This is a genomic window from Microcystis sp. M079S1 (assembly GCF_020246425.1).
GTDB lineage: Bacteria > Cyanobacteriota > Cyanobacteriia > Cyanobacteriales > Microcystaceae > Microcystis > Microcystis aeruginosa.
In genome coordinates, this window is record NZ_JADBSZ010000209.1 from 11,679 (window position 1) to 31,110 (window position 19,432).

General features: G+C 43.1%; 17 protein-coding genes and 1 pseudogene. 5 read left to right on the forward strand and 13 right to left on the reverse strand.

Translation table 11 applies throughout. The features are described 5' to 3' along the window. Positions 1-314: 314 nt before the first annotated feature. Positions 315-1,292, reverse strand: coding sequence for an alpha/beta fold hydrolase (locus IM456_RS13925; protein ID WP_149987770.1), 978 nt, complete (start codon positions 1,290-1,292; stop codon positions 315-317). 450 nt (positions 1,293-1,742) lie between these two features. On the opposite strand from IM456_RS13925, the gene IM456_RS13930 reads away from it, so the two are divergent. Further along, a complete protein-coding gene (locus IM456_RS13930) occupies positions 1,743-2,597 on the forward strand; it encodes a universal stress protein (protein WP_193957080.1) in 855 nt (284 codons plus the stop codon). A gap of 76 nt (positions 2,598-2,673) precedes the next feature. Here IM456_RS13930 and IM456_RS13935 read toward each other — a convergent pair whose 3' ends face one another. Beyond that, the gene (locus tag IM456_RS13935) at positions 2,674-3,198 is read right to left on the reverse strand and encodes a DUF2062 domain-containing protein (RefSeq protein ID WP_149987772.1); all 525 of its coding nucleotides are present in this window, start codon (positions 3,196-3,198) and stop codon (positions 2,674-2,676) included. Positions 3,199-3,262: 64 nt separating this feature from the next. On the opposite strand from IM456_RS13935, the gene mnmE reads away from it, so the two are divergent. Then, positions 3,263-4,636, forward strand: a complete 1,374-nt coding sequence (gene mnmE / locus IM456_RS13940; RefSeq protein ID WP_149987773.1) for a tRNA uridine-5-carboxymethylaminomethyl(34) synthesis GTPase MnmE — start codon at positions 3,263-3,265, stop codon at positions 4,634-4,636. Between the two features lie 83 nt (positions 4,637-4,719). Here mnmE and IM456_RS13945 read toward each other — a convergent pair whose 3' ends face one another. The 4 genes from IM456_RS13945 to IM456_RS13960 form a co-directional block, all read right to left on the reverse strand. Next, positions 4,720-5,016 (reverse strand): polyhydroxyalkanoate biosynthesis repressor PhaR, encoded by a 297-nt coding sequence (locus IM456_RS13945; protein WP_149987774.1) that lies wholly within the window; start codon positions 5,014-5,016, stop codon positions 4,720-4,722. Positions 5,017-5,128: 112 nt separating this feature from the next. After that, positions 5,129-5,425 (reverse strand): polyhydroxyalkanoate biosynthesis repressor PhaR, encoded by a 297-nt coding sequence (locus IM456_RS13950; protein ID WP_147069333.1) that lies wholly within the window; start codon positions 5,423-5,425, stop codon positions 5,129-5,131. Between the two features lie 112 nt (positions 5,426-5,537). Next, the gene (locus IM456_RS13955; RefSeq protein WP_002760170.1) at positions 5,538-5,846 is read right to left on the reverse strand and encodes a DUF4164 family protein; all 309 of its coding nucleotides are present in this window, start codon (positions 5,844-5,846) and stop codon (positions 5,538-5,540) included. A 113-nt stretch (positions 5,847-5,959) separates the two neighbouring features. Next, positions 5,960-6,235: a hypothetical protein gene (locus IM456_RS13960; protein WP_002760168.1), complete on the reverse strand. Its 276-nt coding sequence runs from the start codon at positions 6,233-6,235 to the stop codon at positions 5,960-5,962. A 366-nt stretch (positions 6,236-6,601) separates the two neighbouring features. On the opposite strand from IM456_RS13960, the gene alr reads away from it, so the two are divergent. Together alr and IM456_RS13970 are read left to right on the forward strand one after the other, a co-directional pair. Next, positions 6,602-7,798 carry an alanine racemase gene (gene alr, locus IM456_RS13965; RefSeq protein WP_287692148.1) on the forward strand — a complete coding sequence of 399 codons (1,197 nt, stop codon included), beginning with the start codon at positions 6,602-6,604 and terminating at the stop codon, positions 7,796-7,798. Between the two features lie 440 nt (positions 7,799-8,238). Continuing rightward, positions 8,239-9,543: a cytochrome P450 gene (locus tag IM456_RS13970; protein ID WP_287692150.1), complete on the forward strand. Its 1,305-nt coding sequence runs from the start codon at positions 8,239-8,241 to the stop codon at positions 9,541-9,543. 128 nt (positions 9,544-9,671) lie between these two features. On the opposite strand, the gene IM456_RS13975 is transcribed toward IM456_RS13970, so the two are convergent. The 7 genes from IM456_RS13975 to glyS all read right to left on the reverse strand — a co-directional run bounded on the left by IM456_RS13975 (position 9,672) and on the right by glyS (position 19,031). Further along, the gene (locus IM456_RS13975) at positions 9,672-11,663 is read right to left on the reverse strand and encodes an ABC1 kinase family protein (RefSeq protein WP_287692152.1); all 1,992 of its coding nucleotides are present in this window, start codon (positions 11,661-11,663) and stop codon (positions 9,672-9,674) included. A gap of 121 nt (positions 11,664-11,784) precedes the next feature. Further along, positions 11,785-12,876, reverse strand: a complete 1,092-nt coding sequence (locus tag IM456_RS13980; protein ID WP_287692154.1) for a glycosyltransferase family protein — start codon at positions 12,874-12,876, stop codon at positions 11,785-11,787. A 74-nt stretch (positions 12,877-12,950) separates the two neighbouring features. Next, positions 12,951-13,640 carry a retron system putative HNH endonuclease gene (locus IM456_RS13985; RefSeq protein WP_287692156.1) on the reverse strand — a complete coding sequence of 230 codons (690 nt, stop codon included), beginning with the start codon at positions 13,638-13,640 and terminating at the stop codon, positions 12,951-12,953. Then, positions 13,637-15,004 (reverse strand): AAA family ATPase, encoded by a 1,368-nt coding sequence (locus IM456_RS13990; protein ID WP_287692158.1) that lies wholly within the window; start codon positions 15,002-15,004, stop codon positions 13,637-13,639. Before IM456_RS13990 ends, IM456_RS13985 begins: the two co-directional genes overlap by 4 nt. 127 nt (positions 15,005-15,131) lie before the next feature. Then, complete coding sequence (gene bchI / locus IM456_RS13995; protein ID WP_002803387.1) at positions 15,132-16,205, reverse strand: magnesium chelatase ATPase subunit I; 1,074 nt, start codon at positions 16,203-16,205, stop codon at positions 15,132-15,134. An 83-nt stretch (positions 16,206-16,288) separates the two neighbouring features. Beyond that, positions 16,289-16,678: a hypothetical protein gene (locus IM456_RS14000; protein WP_149988289.1), complete on the reverse strand. Its 390-nt coding sequence runs from the start codon at positions 16,676-16,678 to the stop codon at positions 16,289-16,291. Positions 16,679-16,898: 220 nt separating this feature from the next. Then, positions 16,899-19,031: a glycine--tRNA ligase subunit beta gene (gene glyS / locus IM456_RS14005; RefSeq protein ID WP_287692161.1), complete on the reverse strand. Its 2,133-nt coding sequence runs from the start codon at positions 19,029-19,031 to the stop codon at positions 16,899-16,901. A gap of 132 nt (positions 19,032-19,163) precedes the next feature. Between glyS and miaE the strand changes: the two are divergent. Beyond that, positions 19,164-19,313: pseudogene (gene miaE / locus IM456_RS14010) on the forward strand (tRNA isopentenyl-2-thiomethyl-A-37 hydroxylase MiaE); the annotation flags it as partial. Between the last annotated feature and the right edge of the window lie 119 nt (positions 19,314-19,432).

The following is a 19,432-nucleotide window of genomic DNA, read 5'->3' on the forward strand; positions in this document are numbered from 1 at the left end:
CCTGTTTAAAAGGTATAGGAGAGTGGGGAGACACAATATTAATTAAAATTATCAAAAATTAATTTTGAGGGCAAGTTCTTAAGTAGCTAGACACAATTAATTACACATAAGTAGCTGGTTATAATTAAATTAAAAATGGATTTTAGGTTCGATCCCCCCTGCTCCCCTTGATAAGGTAGGGTTGATTCATGAATCAACCCTACCCTTGATAAGGGTGGTGTCTGATAATTTTTAACGCCTACCTACTTATCTAACTATCTCTTGCCTGTTGCCTCTTGCCTATCCTAACTAGGAAGTTAATTTTACCCTATTACTTAGCACACAGAGTTAATTTTGTCAAGCAAAATTCTCACCGCATCGATCATCACATCCGGTTGATCCATCCAAACAAAATGGCAACTTTTATCCGCTTGTATTTCTATAAAATCTCCAGATAACTTGCCTAATTCCAGGTGCATCTCCTCCCGGAGTCGGTTGGCACTTTTGAGGGGAATAAAGCGAGTCCAAAGGGAAGGTTTAAAAAAAGAATTAGCTTTAATACTAACTATCGGTAAATTACCGAAATTGTTAGCCTCACTCACCTGACGAGCGCTTTGGTCGAGATTAAACATTTCTCTACTCATCGTCATCCAGTGTTTAGCGCGACAGAAAGAACGCTTAACTCGATGACAAGAATCTGGGGAAAAGCGACGTAATTCTGGTTTTAATAATTCAAAAAATCCTAGAACTTTCAAAACTCGGATAATGCCTAAAATTGAGCCGATAATCGACATCCAAAATCCAGAGATGAAAAATAATTTTAATGCCTTTAATGCTGGCGACATTTTCAGCATTCCCTGCTCGTGTAAACCATCGGTGAGTACCAAACCTACTACTTTTTCTGGGAAGAGATGAGCGTACAGTCGAACATTATAACTGCCAAAAGAATCACCAACTAAAATATAAGGTGGTTCTATTTTTGCTTGGGTTAGTAATTTATCTAATTCCTGAACAATTTGGTAGCTAGTTCGGGGATATGGACTAGGATCACTCCAACCATAACCCGCTCGATCATAAATACAAACCCTAGCCAATTGTGACAATTCTTCTATCAAAAAGTATCCCTCAATTCCCCCTAAACTATGGTCAATAATAATAGTGGGACTAGCTACTCCTGCTAGACAAAAATGCAGGCGATATTTACCCAGATTAATCAAATTACCTGGCGGTGCTTTTTGTTCTTCTAACCAAACAGATAATGTCTGATAAACTGTCGTCGCTACTAGGATAATTACTCGAATTGATAAAGACATAACTACACCTCTTGTAAAAATCAAAAATTCTCGTGGTTGCTGGACAATTAAGAATGATTAAGTAGCTGGTTATAATTAAATTAAAAATGAATTTTAGGTTCGATCCCCCCTGCCCCCCTTGATAAGGGGGGTGTCTGACAACTTTCAACACCTACCTACTTAATCATCAATTAAATGGTGAGCAGCAGCAGTGATTAAAAGAGAGCGCCAGCATTGCAGCCAAAATATAGTATAAATGAACGCTTGACACGATGATTTTGAGCCAAGTATTTCTAGTCAATTGAGCATAAATACTTAAAACAACCTCAAATGCGAGCTGCTACGCAGTGCCTTCGGCATCGCATTAACCAAAGAAAAAGCGCTTAATAAGTTGTTAAATTTCGGGAACAACATTAGCAGTATGCTGAAAATGAGCGAAAACTATTAAGATCATAGACCGAGTTTAATCTTATGCTAGAGAAAATACTATACGCTGATTCCGGCGCAGGTCAAACCCAAGAAATGCTACAAGCATTGATGGATCTCCCCGCTATTCGGAAAGCGTCGATTACCATTCTCCGGGTTGTTCCCCCTCAGATTACCACCGAAGCCCTGGCCAGTAAATGGGAAGAGGGGACCCAAATGCTGACTAAAATCCTGCAAGAAGTCAAAATTGAACCCAGCAAAGTTTCCACTATTCTGCGTCAAGGAGATCCCAAAGATACCGTCTGTCAAGTTGCCGACGAAATCGGTGCCGATTTGATCCTGATGGGTTCCCGAGGACTAAAGCGACTGGAGGCAATTCTAGAAAATTCCGTCAGTCAATACGTCTTTCAACTGACTAATCACCCGATGTTATTGGTAAAAGACGATATTTACGTCAAAAAAATCAAAAAGGTGATGGTAGCTCTCGATAAGTCTAGCTCGGCTGATTTAGCTCTCGATCTGGCTATTTATCTCCTGCGGGATTATCCTTCAGCAGAGTTAATTCTGGCCCGCGTCAACCCCGACTTAAAACCAGAATTTGCCCCCACTTCCCCCAAAGAAATGGAAGAAAACCCGATTTTAGGGCCAGCAGTGGCAAAAGTGAAGCGGATGAATATACCCTATCGCTGCGTGGTGACGGGGGGTAAACCGGGGGAACAACTCTGCAAACTCGTCGATGATTATAATGTGGATCTCTTACTGTTGGGTTCGCCCGATCGCCGTCCTTCCGTGGCTAAGAGTTTACCAGATCTCGATCGCCTTCTCGGTACTTCCCTCTCGGATTATGTGCGGGTTAATGTCAATTGTCCCGTCCTTTTAGCTAGAAAAGAAGGGATTTAGCCCGATTTAGCCCACATCGTCTGGGGATGGTGTGGGTAAAAAATGATTGGCTCAAAAATTAAGCAAATAATCCGCTTTATCGGCGTTTTCTACCAGTTTGTCGGCGATGATGCCATTGACTGAGGAGACGATAACTAACAAAATAAGTCATAATGCCCGCCAACAGACCTGTAATCAAACTACCGAAAAATAGCTTTAATAAAAATTCGCCGCTCAAACTCGCCCAATTTTCCGCCCAACTTTGGTTAGAGGCAAAAATACGACTATCGATCGCTTGATTTCCTTGACCTAAAAACAATTCTCCCAATTTATAGTTAAACAAAAACAGGGGAATATAGGTAAAAGGATTACTCACCCAAGTGGCTGCCGCTGCTGCGATTTTATTGCCCCGCACACAGAAAGCTAAAAAAATCGCAATAATGATCTGTAATCCCATCCAGGGAAAGGCCCCAGAAAACACCCCCACCGCTAACCCGCGAGCGATTTCGATCGGATGTCCCTGCAATCGCACCAAGCGAACCCACCAGTAGCGACAGGAGCGCGTCAGACGATTAATTAAGCCATTCCCTTTATTTTTCGCTTTTAATGACCGTGAGCGCATATTTTCGGGATAAATGCTGACAAAATTGATACCAACTTCAATTTTAGCAAGGAGTGATTAAGAGATGTTAAATACAGGGGATACGATCGCCGCCATCGCTACGGCGATCGTTCCGGAACAGGGTAGTATCGGTATTGTCCGTTTATCTGGTAGTCAGGCAGTGGCGATCGCTCGTCGGCTTTTCCATACCCCCAACCGTCAACCCTGGGAAAGTCATCGTCTTCTCTACGGTTATATCCGGCATCCCCAAAGTCAAGCAATTATCGATGAAGCTTTGCTGTTGCTCATGTTAGCGCCCCGCTCTTTCACCCGCGAGGATGTGGTGGAATTTCACTGTCATGGTGGCATTATGCCCGTACAACAGGTGTTACAGTTATGTCTAGAAAATGGGGCGCGTTTGGCCCAAGCGGGGGAATTTAGCCTCCGTGCCTTTCTCAACGGCAGAATTGACCTAACTCAAGCCGAAAGCGTCGTCGATCTCGTTGGGGCGCGTTCTCCCCAAGCGGCACAATTTGCCCTCGCTGGTTTACAGGGGAAACTCGCTCAACCGATCCGCCATTTGCGCGCCACCTGTCTCGATATTTTGGCCGAAATTGAGGCCCGTATTGACTTTGAAGAAGATTTACCGTCCTTGGATCACGAGGCGGTTCTCCATAGCATAGAACAGGTTTTTTGTCAAGTAAATTTAATTTTGGCCACCGCCGAGCGCGGGGAATTGCTGCGTAGTGGTCTGAAAGTGGCGATCGTGGGGCGGCCGAATGTGGGTAAATCCAGTTTGTTAAATGCTTGGAGTCGGAGCGATCGAGCGATTGTCACCGATTTACCTGGCACTACCCGCGATATTGTCGAATCTCAGCTAGTTGTGGCGGGAATCCCCGTACAAGTCCTCGATACGGCAGGAATTCGCTCGGCCAGCGATCGAGTCGAACAAATTGGGGTGGAACGTTCCCGCCAAACGGCCCGGTCTGCTGATTTAGTTCTCTTAACCGTCTCCGCAGAGTCCGGATGGACTGAGGAAGACGAGGAAATTTATCGCTCTGTCAGCGATCGCCGATTAATTTTAGTGATTAATAAAATTGATTTGGCTAATCCTGAAACAGTAATTTACCCAGCAGAAATTAAGCGAGTTGTCAAGCTGTCGGCCGCCCAAAATCAGGGTATTGAAGACTTAGAAAAAACTATTATTAATGCTGTCCAAAATCAAGAATTACAGGCGGCTAATTTGGATTTAGCCATTAATCAACGACAAGCGGCCGCTTTAACTAGGGCGAAAATTGCTTTGCAACAGGTCAAAAAAACAATTGACCAAAATTTACCTTTTGATTTTTGGTCGATCGATCTGCGTACTGCCATTCAATCCTTAGGAGAAATTACCGGCGAAGAAGTGACTGAATCGGTACTCGATCGCATTTTTAGCCGTTTTTGTATTGGTAAATAAGCAATTAGGAAATCTGGTCAACCAGAAACAAGGTTTTATCCTTTTGTGTTGGGTTAACTGTAGTTTTGTTGAGATTGGATAACTCAGATATTATTGGAAAAAAAGACTTTCCAAGCGGCCGTAATAATGGCACTCCCCAAAAGGATGATTAATGTCCAGACCTGATTTTTTTGGGTTCCCTCTACCGATCTGAGCCGATTGTCGATGCCTTCAATTTTCCCGTCTAACACTTTAATATCCCCTTTGAGATCAGCTATTCCTATTTCTACTTTTGTCAAGCGTTCATCAATCTTATCGAATTTTTGACTAACTTCCTTGATACTGTCTTTAATTTCTTTAAGGACGACATCCAGGGAATAAGTGACAGTTTCGTTAGACATTGGCTAAACTCCTATACTGCATCTGGTTGGATATAATTTTATCTTAGTCTAGGCTTTAAGAAAATTTTCTTTCAGGAGCGATTAACTGTAGTCTTGTTGAGGATTGGAGAACTCAGATATTGCCGGAAAAAAATACTTTCCAAGCAGCCGTAATAATGGCACTTCCCAAAAGGATGATTAATGTCCAGACCTGATTTTTTTGGGTTCCTTCCACTGATTTTAGCCGATTGTCGATGCCTTCGATTTTCCCGTCTAAAACTTTAATATCCCCTTTGAGATCGGCTATTCCTATTTCTACTTTGGTCAAGCGCTCATCAATCTTATCGAATTTTTGACTAACTTCCTTGATACTGTCTTTAATTTCTTTAAGGACAGCTTCTAGGGAATAAGTGACAGTTTCGTTAGACATTGGCTAAACTCCTATACTGCATCTGGTTGGATATAATTTTATCTTAGTCTGGGCTTTAAGAAAATTTTCTTTCAGGAGCGATTAACTGTAGTCTTGTTGAGAATTAGAGAACTCAGATATTACTGGAAAAAAATACTTTCCAAGCAGCCGTAATAATGGCACTTCCCAAAAGGATAATCAATGTCCAGACCTGATTTTTTTGGGTTCCCTCTACCGATATTAGCCGATTGTCGATGCCTTCGATTTTCTCGTCTAACACTTTAATATCACCTTTGAGATCAGTTACTCCTATTTCTAGTTTGGTTAACCGATCTTCTACCTTGTCAAATCTTTCGTTAACCCGCTTCTCAAGCGAGTCGATCTTTCCCTCAATCCTTGTGAGGACAGCTTCTAGGGAATAAGTAACAGTTTCGTTAGACATTTGGTAAACTCCTATACTGCATCCGGTTGGATATAATTTTATCTTAAGTCTAGGCTTTAAGAAAATTTTCTGTCAGGAGCGGTTAACTGTAGTCTTGTTGAGAATTAGAAAGATCAGATATTACTGGAAAAAAATACTTTCCATCCGGCCGTAAAAATGGCACTCCCCAAAAGGATAATTAATGTCCAGACCTGATTTTTTTGGGTTCCTTCCACTGATTTTAGCCGATTGTCGATGCCTTCGATTTTCTCGTCTAACACTTTAATATCCCCTTTGAGATCGGTTAATCCTATTTCTACTTTTGTCAAGCGCTCATCAATCTTATCGATCTTTCCCTCAATCCTTGTGAGGACAGCTTCTAGGGAATAAGTAACAGTTTCGTTAGACATTGGCTAAACTCCTATACTGCATCTGGTTGGATATAATTTTATCTTAAGTCTAGGCTTTTTGGCATTCCTTACCCCACAGTTAACTTCACTTCTGTCCAACCACTGAGATAGTGTTAGGTGAAAACTTCGCTACTTTCTTGTCACTGATTACCCGTTACTGTTCATTCTCTACGGAAAAACCCTAACCCCTAACACCGATAACCCTAACTGCCAATTTTTTCGGGAACTTCCTAACATCCCATTCATCTTAAAACCCAGATTCCACAGGCAAAAAGGAGGAAATCCAGAGGAGTTTCAGGCTTTTTTCCTAGCCCTCTCGGTTTTCTTTTGCTATAAATTGGGTTATGTGTGCAAAGGAGTGAGCGAGTGACGTTTAGCATCGAATCAAAAATCATCAATCCGCCCAAAAACCGTCATGATTATCAATTGTCGGAAGTAATTCGCTATCGTGCTTGGGTAGAGATTGATCGCTCTGCCTTACAACAAAACGTGCGAAAAGTCAAGGCCTTATTAGCCCCAAAAACGGAATTAATGGCGGTAATTAAAGCCGATGCTTACGGACACGGGGCAGTTAAGGTGGCTAACAGCGTTTTAGAAGCTGGGGCGCAATCTTTAGCCATCGCGACTATCGGGGAAGGTATCGAACTACGGGAAGCGGGAATCGTTGCCCCAATTATGATTTTAGGGGCAGTCAATACCCCGGAAGAAGTGGCAGCCTTAGCCCATTGGCAATTGCAACCCACCCTGGTGCAAATCGAACAGGTGCAAATTTTTGCCACCGTGATGAGACGCTTAGAGCAGCGGCTGCCAGTCCATATCAAACTAGATACGGGGATGTCTCGCTTAGGTACACAATGGCAAAACGGCACAAAATTCGTCGAACAGGTTTTAGAGGCTCCTAACCTGAAAATTGCCAGTATATACTCGCATTTTGCCACGGCTGACGATCCCAACCCCGAAATCATGCAGTTACAACGGCAAAGATTCCAACAAGCGATCGCCGAGTTAAGCTCAAAAGGTTATCATCCTCCCTGTCTGCATTTAGCCAACTCTGCCGCTACCCTAAGCGATCGATCTCTGCACTACGATCGAGTTAGAGTCGGATTAGCTCTCTACGGTCTTTATCCTGCCGATCATCTCACCGATAAAGTCCCTTTGCAACCCGTCCTACAAGTAAAAGCACGCATTGCCCAAGTCAAAACCATTGCCGCCGGCTCCGGAGTGAGTTATGGTCATCAGTACATAGCGGCAAAAGATACTCGTATTGCTGTGGTCGGTATCGGTTACGCTGATGGAATTCCCCGCAATCTCTCCAATCGTTTAAAAGTATCCCTGAGAGGACGTTTAGTACCCCAAATCGGCGCGATAACCATGGATCAGTTAATGATTGACGTGAGCGAGATTCCAGAGGTAAAAACAGGGGAAATCGTCACACTTATCGGTAAAGATGGCCCACAGTGCATCACCGCCGACGATTGGGCGCGAGATTTAGGTACGATATCCTGGGAAATTCTCTGCGGTTTTAAGCATCGTTTGCCGCGAATTATTATTAGCAACGGCTAATTAGGGTTTGCGGCAAAAAGTTTTTCCTGGGGGCGGGGTGTAGGGTGTAGGGTGTAGGGTGTAGGGTGTAGGGTTTTAGCGATTTTCATCTGGTCAATTACCTAATTTTCAGGGAAAAAGTCCAGGAATTTTCCACCCGATCACTCCCATATCTGGTACTTTTTGGAAACCAAAAAGTCTAAAAGTCTTACCCAACAAGGTTTTCACATTTATTGAGCAAGCCCTAATTATGGCGGTGATCTTAAAAAATGTCAATTGGCGGCAATTCTCGCTGTTGACTGACTGGTGAGATGTGTAATTAACTTTGCTTAGGTACTTACCGTTGCTGAGTGCGATCGCTAATTGCTAGGCTAGATTACGCGATCAATTCTCCGCCGCTTTAGGTTAAAATAAACAGGGTTAATCGACGGCAACTGATTAGTTTTACCCTAGAGGCAGCGATGACTATAAGCAACGATTTACCCCTACCCCCCGGCAGTTTCGGATTACCCCTATTAGGAGAAACAATCGCTTTTTTGACCGATGGGGATTTTGCCAGCAAACGTCATAATAAATATGGTCAACTTTTCCGTACTCATATTTTTGGCAGTCCCACGATTATTTTATCTGGTGCCGAAGCTAACCGGTTTCTCCTCAGCAACGAGAATAAATACTTTGCGGCAACTTGGCCTAAAAGTACCAAAACTCTCCTCGGCAGCGCATCTTTAGCGGTGCATACAGGAGATGTCCACGCTTCCCGTCGTCGCTTAATCTATCAAGCTTTTCAACCCCGGTCCCTAGCAAGTTATATCCCTACGGTAGAAACAATTACCGCTCACTATTTAGAGCGTTGGCAAACCGCAAAAACCCTGTCATGGTATCCTGAATTAAGAAACTATACCCTCGATATCGCCTGTAAATTATTTGTCGGTCTTGATCATGGTTCTGCTACCAAATTAGGAGAAGCTTTTGATACTTGGTGTGCGGGACTATTTACCCTTCCCATTCCCCTTCCCTGGACAGCTTTTGGCAAAGCATTACGCTGTCGAGAAGAATTACTGGAAGCCATAGAAACTATCATTTTAGAAAGAAAAAAAAATGATGACCCCGGCCAAGATGCTCTGGCTATCCTTTTACAAGCTAAAGACGAAAACGGTCAAAGTTTATCCTTAGCAGAATTAAAGGATCAAGTGCTATTATTACTCTTTGCTGGTCATGAAACTTTAACCTCCGCTATCGCCACTTTCTGCCTACAAATGGCACTGCATCCCGATATTTTTCAGCTTGTCCTCGAGGAAATAACTAATTTTGATCTATCGACTCCTTTAAGCGTCGATACCCTTAAACAGATGACCTATTTAGATCGCGTTTTAAAAGAAGTTTTACGTTTTACTCCACCCGTGGGAGGAGGATTCCGTCGGGTAGTAGAAGACTGTCAATTTAACGGTTATCATTTGCCGAAAGGATGGGTAGTGCAGTATCAAATCACCAATACCCATAAAGATAATAATATTTATTCTCGTCCTGAAACCTTCGATCCCGATCGCTTTTTAGCCGAGGAAAAACCCTACGGATATATCCCTTTTGGTGCGGGATTACGCGAATGTATAGGCAAAGAATTCGCTCGTTTAGAGATGAAAATTTTAGCCGTCCGTTTAGTACAAAAGTACGATTGGCAATTACTCCCCAATCAAGATCTCACCCTCACCTCTATCCCCACTCCTCACCCCCGGGACGGTTTACAAGTTACCTTTAAACCCCGTTAACCGGCTAGGATAAAAAAACTTTAAAAATGGTTTAACGTTTTTCTCTGAGCCGTGAAATTTATTCCACGGCCTTTATTATCGGAAATGCTCAGATTTTGAGCCGTCGGTGGAACTCACCCGAACAGAGGTTAATCGGCAGCGGGTAAAGCTTTCGGTAATTCTCCATTTTGCCGATGATTTGGTGTATCGAATTCGAGAACTAAGTAACGAATTAAACGCGCTAGGGATTTTTGTAGTAAACCTTCAGCAATTTTTTGTCCCATCTGTTGGGTTTCCGGTTTAGCGATTAGTTTAGTCATCACTGGCACCATAGCCATGGCATCGAATCCTTTCGTTTCCTGTAAAATACTAAAGATGTTGCGAAGATGCTCGAAAGTCTTAGCATCACCCAACAATTCTGGGGGAGTTTCTTGCACCGCTAAACCCACCTGTTCCCGGAAATTAACCGTGAGATTAAACCAAGTTCGACGACCGAAGTTATCGAGAGCATTGACTAACTCATTCACTAATTTTTCGCGGATAAATATACCCCTATCTGAAAGGAGAAAATCTAACGCTTGTTCGGTGACTTTCTCGAAGTTAAAATCATTAGAATCTTTAGCATTACGCAAGAGATTTTCTAAACGATTCCAGCGAAAAGTACCGTCTTTAAACAATAAATCCCGCAGGGAATCTCGCAACTCCGTGGAAGGATCGGTGAGCAGACGTTTAGCAATGTAAGGATAGGCTTTACTAAGTACCTTAAAATTAGGATCGATGCCAATTGCTATTCCCTCTAAAGTCACCATCGAGCGAATAATCAGGGCATAATAGGCAGGAACTCGAAAGGGAAACTCATACATCATCGCCGACATTTTATCGGTGATACTTTTAAAGTTTAATTCTGCCACACTCGCCCCTAAAGCATTACCGAAAACTTCCGAAAAAGCGGGAACAATTGGCTCTAAATTGGTAGTTGGTGACAGGAAGTCTAACTTAACGTAATCCTTGGCCAAAGACTCAAAATCTCGGTTGACTAAATGCACCACCGCTTCGATTAAACCGTAGCGTTGATAGGGTTCAATATTGCTCATCATGCCGAAATCAAGATAAGCTAATTTACCGTCGGGAGTCGCTAATAAATTACCCGGATGGGGATCCGCATGGAAAAATCCGTGTTCAAGTAATTGACGCAAAGAACACTGCACCCCCACATTAACTAAGTGGGTGGCATCAATACCCTGGGCTTGAATTTCTTTGATATTAGTTAATTTGGTGCCGTCCACCCACTCCATGGTTAAAACCCGTCGCCCAGTATATTTCCAGTAGATTTTGGGGATGTAAATTTCGGCAATGTGACCATAAAGTTGAGCGAATTTTTCGGCGTTTTGTCCTTCGTGAAGATAATTAATTTCTTCAAAAATGCGACTGGCTAATTCGTCGGTAATTGCCACTAAATCGGAGCGAAGTCTTTTAATATTACCTTTCACCCAAGTCGCCAAACTACGCATGATATACACATCTAAAGTTATACAGCGAATCAAATCGGGACGCTGTACTTTAACGGCGACTCTCTCTCCGGTTTTTAATTTACCTTTGTAAACTTGTCCTAGGGAAGCGGCTGCTATGGGATTGGGGGATAATTCTGCGTAAATTTCCTCGGGAGAATAACCTAATTCTTCTTCGATAAAACGATAGGCAATTTCGTTAGGAAAAGAGGGGATTTGATCCTGGAGAGTGGTTAATTCTTCTAAATATAAAGGCGGTACTAAATCAGGCCGGGTAGAGAGAGCTTGACCGATCTTAATATAGGTCGGTCCCAATTTGGTCAACATTTCCCGCAATTGTACGGCCCGTCTAATTTCATTTTTCGGCGATTTTCCCCGCAGTTTATCCCACCAGATACCGATGACAAAAGATAAAACCGGCAGGGCAATTTCGATTAATCTCCCCAAAACGTCTAGAGGTCGCCGACGGTAATAGTCGTTAATAACTTGGGGATTGTAGCGCCAACTCTCGGCTACGTTGTCATCCATGGGGCCAATATCTTCCCGATGCTCTTCGGGAATATGGACGGGCTGCACTTCAACGGTAATCGCTTCTGGGTTTTGCGTCTCTGGGGAGATCATCTGTTCGGACATAGTTCGGTGACGGGGCAGGGTGATTTGTAAACTATTGTAACAAGTATCGGCTTTCTGCCCGATCTTGTTTCTGTCTCCCTAGTTCTATGCTCAGGTTCGCCGTCAACTTTCCCCGGGAGGGTTAATGCCTCTCAAAGTATTCTACAATAGCTCTCGCGATCGATTCTGCACCATCTTTAGGCGGTTTAACCTTTAATCTGGGCGGTTGGGGGGCTTGGCGTAAAAAGTCCCAATTACCTTGAAAAAATTCTTTACTGCTAATAATTTGATGATAACTATAATCTTGGATTCCAGCCAATAAAATCGCTGATTCGGCGAAACCTTCTCGCATTAGGGAAACAATCGGCACCTCTAATTTTAAAGCCTCGGCAAAGGTACTATATCCCGGTTTGGAAATAATTCGATCGCACAGGAGCATAAAATCCACGGGACGATAGCTCCGATCTGGTTTATCCTGTAAGCGGACTAAATTGGGCAGTTCGGGCGCGTTTTTTTCAAAAGTGATAAATTGCCAATCGGAAAAACTGGCGAGGTTATTATATGGAATTGCTTCTAATCCTAACCCCCCAAAACTCAATAAAATAGTTTTTTCTTTAGGGGCATTTAGCTTAAATTCCTGTCGCAATTGTTCTTCACTGTAGCGGGGTGTACCTCCGGTTAAACCTGCCTCGGTAACATGGGGAAATGCTGTCATTGCTTCTGCTAAAGGCAGTTTAAACAAGCGATCGCATTGATTATAACAACGACTAATCCAATCACTAATACTGGCGAATTCTTCACCCCAATCACGATAGATAAAATCCCAGCCGAAGTTACCGATCATCCAACAAGGAAGCCCCGCACTTTTGGCAATTAGTGCCGCTAAAGGCGGTAAATCGGCCACAACTAAACCCACACGATTAGTTTTAATAAAATTCACTTCACTGGCAATAATTGCCCTTGATTGAGCAATTATTTGTTCTAGTTTTTCTTTGGTAGCTAATTTATCCATCGTTAAACTATCCGATTGGATTACCCCCACATCAAACCCCCGGGGTCTTTGAATATATTCTCCAGATATATAGGAATCTAATAACCAGCGCGGGGCCGTGGTCACTAATATCGGCAAAATTTCGGGATTAAGTTCAATAATATTAGCTACTACCGAAGCACTGCGGACAGCATGGCCAAAACCATGATTAGTAACGGCAAAATAAACAACAGGACGAGACATAAATATCAAGTAGGGTGAGAATAATAAGCGAGAAATTTTGTTTTTCAGACTGTAGATAATAATTACCCCTGATTTTAGGGAGGCAAATGAGGCAGTATATAAATACTAGCAAAAGCATAATATTCCGCTCCCGATTGACAAGCTTCTTGCAGTAAAGATAAAGCCTCCGAGTCTCCTTGTTTTGCGAAACGTAATAATGCTAACAACCTTTTAATATATTGACTACGATAGTTAATTAATTCTTTTCGTCCACGCATACCATTGAGATCGAACAAATCTTCAACAATTTGACCACGCCGATCCCGACCATAAACACTGGCCAATTTTGCCATTTCATCCCAAACAAATTCAAGATGTGTATTCGGATCGGTTACTCCATCCGTGGGGTCTATTAACAGAGGATTTCCTGTGATATCATCGATAGGAAAATTTGTGCCTTTGTGATTGGCATCATTACATTTATCACAAGAAAGCAGTAAATTCTCCCAAGTAAAAGTCAGATCAGGATACTGGCTTTTTGGATAAAAATGTTCGATCGCTCCGTAAGTTACCACTGTAATCTTACTTTCACAGTAAGCGCATTTCCCATTAAACATTTTAACTAATGCGTCTTTAACTTGCGGATGACTGTATTTATTTTGTGCTTGGTTAATTTGAGCTTTAGTTGCCTTGTTGTTTGATTTTATTGATTCTAAAGCCTCTAGCCAACGAGCGGCATTTTTAGCTAATACGCGTGGCTCTGATATTCTGGTGACAGGAATCAAGATAAACGCTCCTCTAGTAAGGCATCAATTCGGGATTCTAAACTATTAGGTTGACTAATTTCGCCAAAGGGTTTAACTTCTCCAACAAATAATGACAGTTGTTCATATTCTTCCTTTTCTTCTGCTGCCAGATTTTTATTTTTACGATTTAGTTGGTGGTAACGCTTAATTTTATTTTCTGTCTCAGTGGGAAAGGTTGATTTCAAACCAAAAGCAGAACTTGTTAAAGTACGATCAACATTAGCCGCTAATTCTTTATAAGGAATTTCTACAATCTCTGATTCACCCTCTACCAGATCGATTCGTAGGGTTAAAGACTTTTCCCCCGCACCGGCAGCGATTAAAGGACTATGAGTAGCGACAAAGAATTGAAGGTTGGGAAAAACTTCCTGTAACCATCCAGCAATTTCCCTTTGCCAAGAAGGATGTAAATGAATATCTAACTCATCGATTAAGACGACTCCAGAAGCCTCTGTGGGTTTATCTAGATTGGGGAAGGATTGTAATAATCGCCAAATTAAATCTCCGGCTAAAGCAATCATACTCCGAAAACCATCGGATAAACTAATGGTTGGAACTTTTTGACCGTTAACTAGAAACTGAATCAAGGCATCGGCAGTTACTTCAGCAATTTCTACATTACCGGGTAACAGTTTAGTAATTGCTTCTTCGCCGATTTTTTTCATTTGTTTGGATTTACTATCTTCAGGATTTTTGGCTATTCGATAATCTAAATACACCATCCATCTCTCAAAAGAACTTAAAGATGTATCCTCATTAAATTGGCTGAAAAAGTTGCTAGAGCGTTGCGGGGGTTCAAGACTAGGAATGATCACTTGACTCACTCGTGTCAAACGACGGAAAGCTCCATAACCGACGGCAAACCAACCATGATTATCGGAGGCAAAAGCATTGGCTCGCAACCAACTTAAAATTTTAGTATTTTCTTCGATTAATGCTGGTTCTGTATAGGTTTGTTTGTCCTTACTGCCTCCTAACTCTAACCTTTCCGTGCCTGTAACAAAATAGGAATAAGCAAAAGTTTTTCGAGTTTTATCCGTACCAAATTTTCCCGCATCCCCATCTTCTTGATGAAGCACTGCGGTTAATTTACCCGGTGTCTTGGGATTACATATCCAACCAGTCGGACGTGGTAATAATTCTTTGGCTGCTTCTGGTCCCGCGAGCAGCAAAGCTAAAGCCTGTAAAATCGTGCTTTTTCCTACTCCATTTTCTCCCAATAAAGTGATCCAATGATAAGGTTTAGCATCCTGACGACGTTGATTATTGGGATTACTAATAAATTTAATCTCTTGATTCTGGAAGCATTTAATGTTTTCGAGTGTTATACTTTCAACCCACATCGACATTCCCCCAGAGGATAACAGCAGTCGATAAAATTCTAGCTTATTCGGCCACATCTAGCCCTTTTTGGCCTTCATCTCTAAATCCAGTCAAAAACCCTCTCTTCGGAGAGAGGGTGAATTAGATTTAGGAATTTTCCTCTAATCCAAAGACGCGATTAAAAGCTTTCAAGACTTTATAACCAGAATCGATCGATTCTAGGGGATCTTTCCGCAAACGGTGACGTAAACAGAGAACAATTACCCGACGGATATCATCTACCGTCACAGTTGTCCGTCCTTCCAAAGCGGCCAGAGCTTTAGCGGCGCGATTGGTAACGATATCGCCGCGCAATCCGTCCACGTCTAACTCGGAACAAACCTCGGAAATTTTCACCCGCAGATCATAATCAAGCTCCACGGAAGGCAAAAGATTCTGGGCCTCCACTAGCTTTCTTTGCAGTTCTTCCTGTTCTAAGTTATATTTCTCTAAAAACGAGAGGGGATTGCCATCAAATTCCGCACGCTGTTCCACGATTTTGACCCGTAGAGGTGGTTCTTTGACGGTGTGAATCTCGGCGTGCATTCCAAAGCGATCGAGCAGTTGTGGGCGCAATTCTCCCTCTTCTGGGTTGCCCGATCCCACCAAAACAAACCGGGCCGGGTGACGGATGGAAATTCCTTCCCGTTCCACCGTATTCCAACCACTAGCGGCCGAATCCAATAGCACATCGACGAGGTGATCGTCAAGTAAATTGACTTCATCCACATAGAGAATGCCGCGGTTAGCTTTGGCCAGCAAACCCGGTTCAAAAGCTTTTACCCCTTCTGACAGGGCCTTTTCGATGTCAATTGTGCCACAGACCCGATCCTCCGTCGCACCGAGGGGCAAATCTACCATAGTGACTTTTTTCTTGGCAATGGTCAAGGGGATGGCCTCGTCCACCCTTTGCCGCACCTCATCGCTCATTAAATCGGGATCATTGGGGTCAGAATTAAAGGGATCGTTAGCAACTACGTCAATTTCTGGTAAAAGGTCGGCTAAAGCCCTAATTGTGGTCGATTTTCCCGTACCTCGATCCCCCATAATCATCACCCCGCCAATTTTGGGGTCGATGACGTTGAGCATTAGGGATAATTTCATTTCTTCCTGGCCGACAATAGCGGTGAAGGGAAAAACCACGCGGCGAGTTTTCGGAGGAGCTTGGGGAGTCACGGTCATAAGTTGATTCAAAAGTCAAGAGTTTTTGCGTAAAGAATTATATCTAGTGGGGATTCTAGCCGTCAGCTTTCAGCAAATCTTTATCATTGTAAGTCTTTTTCCCTGCTTTTTAAGATCCAGCGCCAGAGGGGATGACGCGACCCTTCGGCCCGAATTTTCTGCACCCGTTGCTCTAAGCGCAGTTTTTCTCTGGGGGAAAGTCCTAAAATAATATTGCGACTTTGCCAGACTAACACTGCTCCTGTAATGGCAAGACAAAAGGCTAGACCGATAGAAGACCAGTAATTGAAAGCTAAAGAGTATCTTAGGGCTGTCCAAGTAAAATATTGCCGCATTAAAGCTATATCATCCCATAAAACCCATAAACTCGCCGAACCAATCCCTAACCAACAACCCAACACGAATAACCAACGACCCCATACCGTCAGTCGATGTAATCTTTGGACTTGTTGCTGTAGTTCAGAATCGGCCATTTTAGTTATCAGTGTGCATTAATCAGTGGAGGTGTGGGGTGATGGGGTGTGGGGTGTGGGGTGTGGGGTGTGGGGTGTGGGGTGATGGGGAAATGGGGTGATGGGGTGATGGGGAGAATCAATAAAGGTAGTCTATTGACAACTGCTCACTGATTACCACTGTCCACTGAAAACTCAAATCTGATAACTGATAACTGATAACTGATAACTGATAACTGAATTATCCCTTGACAATTGCCCCAAAATCTGCTAGGACTCGGGCGTGATTTCGCAGTAAACCCAACAGATTTAAACGATTGCGACGGACAGATTCTTTTTCTGCCATGACTAACACACTATTTTCGCCATCAAAAAAGTCAGCCACCAGGGGAGAAATTGCTGTTAAAGCAGTGACAAGACGCTGATAATCTCTTTGCTCTCTTGCGCTGATAGTTTCGGGAATTAGGGCAATTAAAGCGTCATAAAATGCTGGTTCGGAGGATTGTTCAAATAACTCCGTATTGATGATTCCCTTGGCTTCTAGGGTAGTTGTATCTAAATCGCCTTTTTGTGCTAAACGGGTCGAGCGATTGACGGTTTCATAGATGTTGGCTAACTGACCATCCTGACGAATTTGGCATAAAAAGCGAGCGCGTTCACGGGTATCTAATAAATTTTCTAAAGCGCGAGACTTATACTCTGGATCGTTTTCCCCTAAAACTGCATTAACGAGATCATAATCTATCCTCAAATCATCAATTAAGAGAGTTTGCAGACGTTGTAAAAAGAAATCTTTAATCAGATTGACTGGGTTGGGTTTATCGGGATGACTGGTGACAAAATCCTGAGCTATCTGCTCGATTAATGCCAAAAGATTGATATTAAAATCGGCTGACCAGATAATACTAATTATTGCATTGGCAGCCCGACGGAGAGCGAAGGGATCTGAGGAACCAGTGGGCAGCATTCCCAGTCCAAAAATACCGACTAAAGTATCTAAGCGATCAGCAATTCCCACCACTTGACCGGTTATTGTTTCCGGGAGTATATCCCCAGCATTGCGAGGCAGATAATGTTCAAAAATGCCCCGGGCAACTACAGCCGATTCACCGCTAATTAAAGCATATTTTTCGGCCATTACTCCCTGTAATTCGGGAAATTCGTAAACCATTTGGGTAACTAAATCCGCTTTACAAAGCATGGCAGTGGACTCTATATCACTGCGACTTTGTTCATCGAGATTTAACTGTTCGACGATCATCTGGGCAATTTCCATAATCCGATCGACTTTATCGCGCATGGTTCCCAATTCTTCTTGGAAAGTGACGGTTTCCAGTTGAGGAAGAAAACTATCTAAGGGTTCATCACAATCGGCAGTATAGAAAAATCTGGCATCAGCTAACCGCGCGCGGATAACCCTTTCATTTCCCGCGGAGATAATCTCAGATTTCTGGGGATCGCCATTGGAAATAGTGATGAAATAGGGTGACAAACCCTGGGGAGTTTTCACCGGGAAATAACGCTGATGTGTCACCATCACGGTAATAATTACTTCTGGGGGTAATTCCAGAAATTCATCGTCAAATTTACCGACAATTGCCGTGGGATATTCGACTAAGTTAGTCACTTCTGCTAATAAATCTGCGGGAATTTCTGCCACTCCCTCCAGTTGTTTGGCCAGGGTGCTAATCTGATCAGTAATTATCTGTTGACGCGCTTGCGGATCCGCTTCCACAAAAATTGATCGCAAACTGGTTAAATATGCTTGGGGGTGACTAATGGCTAAGGATTGCGGGTGTAGAATGCGATGACCAAAAGTTAAGCGATCGCTGGTTAAAGTGGTAGAGCCATTAATTAATTCTAGGGGCAAAACTTCCCCATCCACTAAAGTTAATAACCAACGAATTGGCCGGGGAAATCTTAAATCTCCATCTCCCCAACGCATAAAACGTCTTCCTTCCAAACGGGTAATCCATTGGGGAATTAATTCAGTTAAAATCTCGGCTGTTTGACGACCTGGAATCGTTTTTTCAATATAGACAAATTCTCCTTTGTCTGTGGCGCGAATTGAGAAAGCATCGGTGCTAACTCCCTGTTTTCGAGCAAAACCCTCACCAGCAGCGGTAATTTTGCCATTTTTGTAGGCGGCACTAACTGGCGGTCCTTTTATCTCCTCGCTGCGATCTTCTTGCTCCCTCGGTAATCCTGTGATTAACACGGCCAAACGGCGCGGGGTTGCGTAAACTTGAATAGCAGTCGCGTCCAGAGATTCCGTCTCTAAACTCTTGCTAACTCTTTCCCGCCATTGTGCGATCGCGCTATCGACAAAATCTGCGGGTAGTTCTTCTGTACCGACTTCAAGTAAAAAATCCATCTGATTGATTGGCCGTGTTTATGCTTCACCAATCATCTAGGCTATCACAGAAGCCGTGTCCTTAGTTTTTGACTGGTGTTGTTCGACTTTTTGGGTTAGGGTGAAAGAGGCAGCAAATTGGAATCAGCGACGATGGGAAAGATTAATTTATTAGTCAGTGCCACCTCTGAGGATTGGATAGAACAGGCAATTAATAATTTAGAGATTATTCTGCTCGATCATTCCCATTGTGAGCGAAAAGCGGCAGGAGTGGCCTTAAATCTCATCGGAAATTTTGGGTCTGAAACCCCGCCGTTCTAGGTTGGCTTTACGTTAGAATTAAAAGGCCAGTCTCGAAAACCAAGTGGACGGCGCAGCACCTTGAAAACTCGGCTTAGGGGGTTCCGACCAGAAAAGCTTGG

What these genes read in the sequence shown, in the direction of transcription:
- IM456_RS13925 (WP_149987770.1), bottom strand. Translation starts at nt 1,292, where the DNA reads ATGTCTTTATCAATTCGAGTAATTATCCTAGTAGCGACGACAGTTTAT.
- IM456_RS13930 (WP_193957080.1), top strand. Translation starts at nt 1,743, where the DNA reads ATGCTAGAGAAAATACTATACGCTGATTCCGGCGCAGGTCAAACCCAA.
- IM456_RS13935 (WP_149987772.1), bottom strand. Translation starts at nt 3,198, where the DNA reads ATGCGCTCACGGTCATTAAAAGCGAAAAATAAAGGGAATGGCTTAATT.
- mnmE (WP_149987773.1), top strand. Translation starts at nt 3,263, where the DNA reads ATGTTAAATACAGGGGATACGATCGCCGCCATCGCTACGGCGATCGTT.
- IM456_RS13945 (WP_149987774.1), bottom strand. Translation starts at nt 5,016, where the DNA reads ATGTCTAACGAAACTGTCACTTATTCCCTGGATGTCGTCCTTAAAGAA.
- IM456_RS13950 (WP_147069333.1), bottom strand. Translation starts at nt 5,425, where the DNA reads ATGTCTAACGAAACTGTCACTTATTCCCTAGAAGCTGTCCTTAAAGAA.
- IM456_RS13955 (WP_002760170.1), bottom strand. Translation starts at nt 5,846, where the DNA reads ATGTCTAACGAAACTGTTACTTATTCCCTAGAAGCTGTCCTCACAAGG.
- IM456_RS13960 (WP_002760168.1), bottom strand. Translation starts at nt 6,235, where the DNA reads ATGTCTAACGAAACTGTTACTTATTCCCTAGAAGCTGTCCTCACAAGG.
- IM456_RS13970 (WP_287692150.1), top strand. Translation starts at nt 8,239, where the DNA reads ATGACTATAAGCAACGATTTACCCCTACCCCCCGGCAGTTTCGGATTA.
- IM456_RS13975 (WP_287692152.1), bottom strand. Translation starts at nt 11,663, where the DNA reads ATGTCCGAACAGATGATCTCCCCAGAGACGCAAAACCCAGAAGCGATT.
- IM456_RS13980 (WP_287692154.1), bottom strand. Translation starts at nt 12,876, where the DNA reads ATGTCTCGTCCTGTTGTTTATTTTGCCGTTACTAATCATGGTTTTGGC.
- IM456_RS13990 (WP_287692158.1), bottom strand. Translation starts at nt 15,004, where the DNA reads ATGTGGGTTGAAAGTATAACACTCGAAAACATTAAATGCTTCCAGAAT.
- bchI (WP_002803387.1), bottom strand. Translation starts at nt 16,205, where the DNA reads ATGACCGTGACTCCCCAAGCTCCTCCGAAAACTCGCCGCGTGGTTTTT.
- IM456_RS14000 (WP_149988289.1), bottom strand. Translation starts at nt 16,678, where the DNA reads ATGGCCGATTCTGAACTACAGCAACAAGTCCAAAGATTACATCGACTG.
- glyS (WP_287692161.1), bottom strand. Translation starts at nt 19,031, where the DNA reads ATGGATTTTTTACTTGAAGTCGGTACAGAAGAACTACCCGCAGATTTT.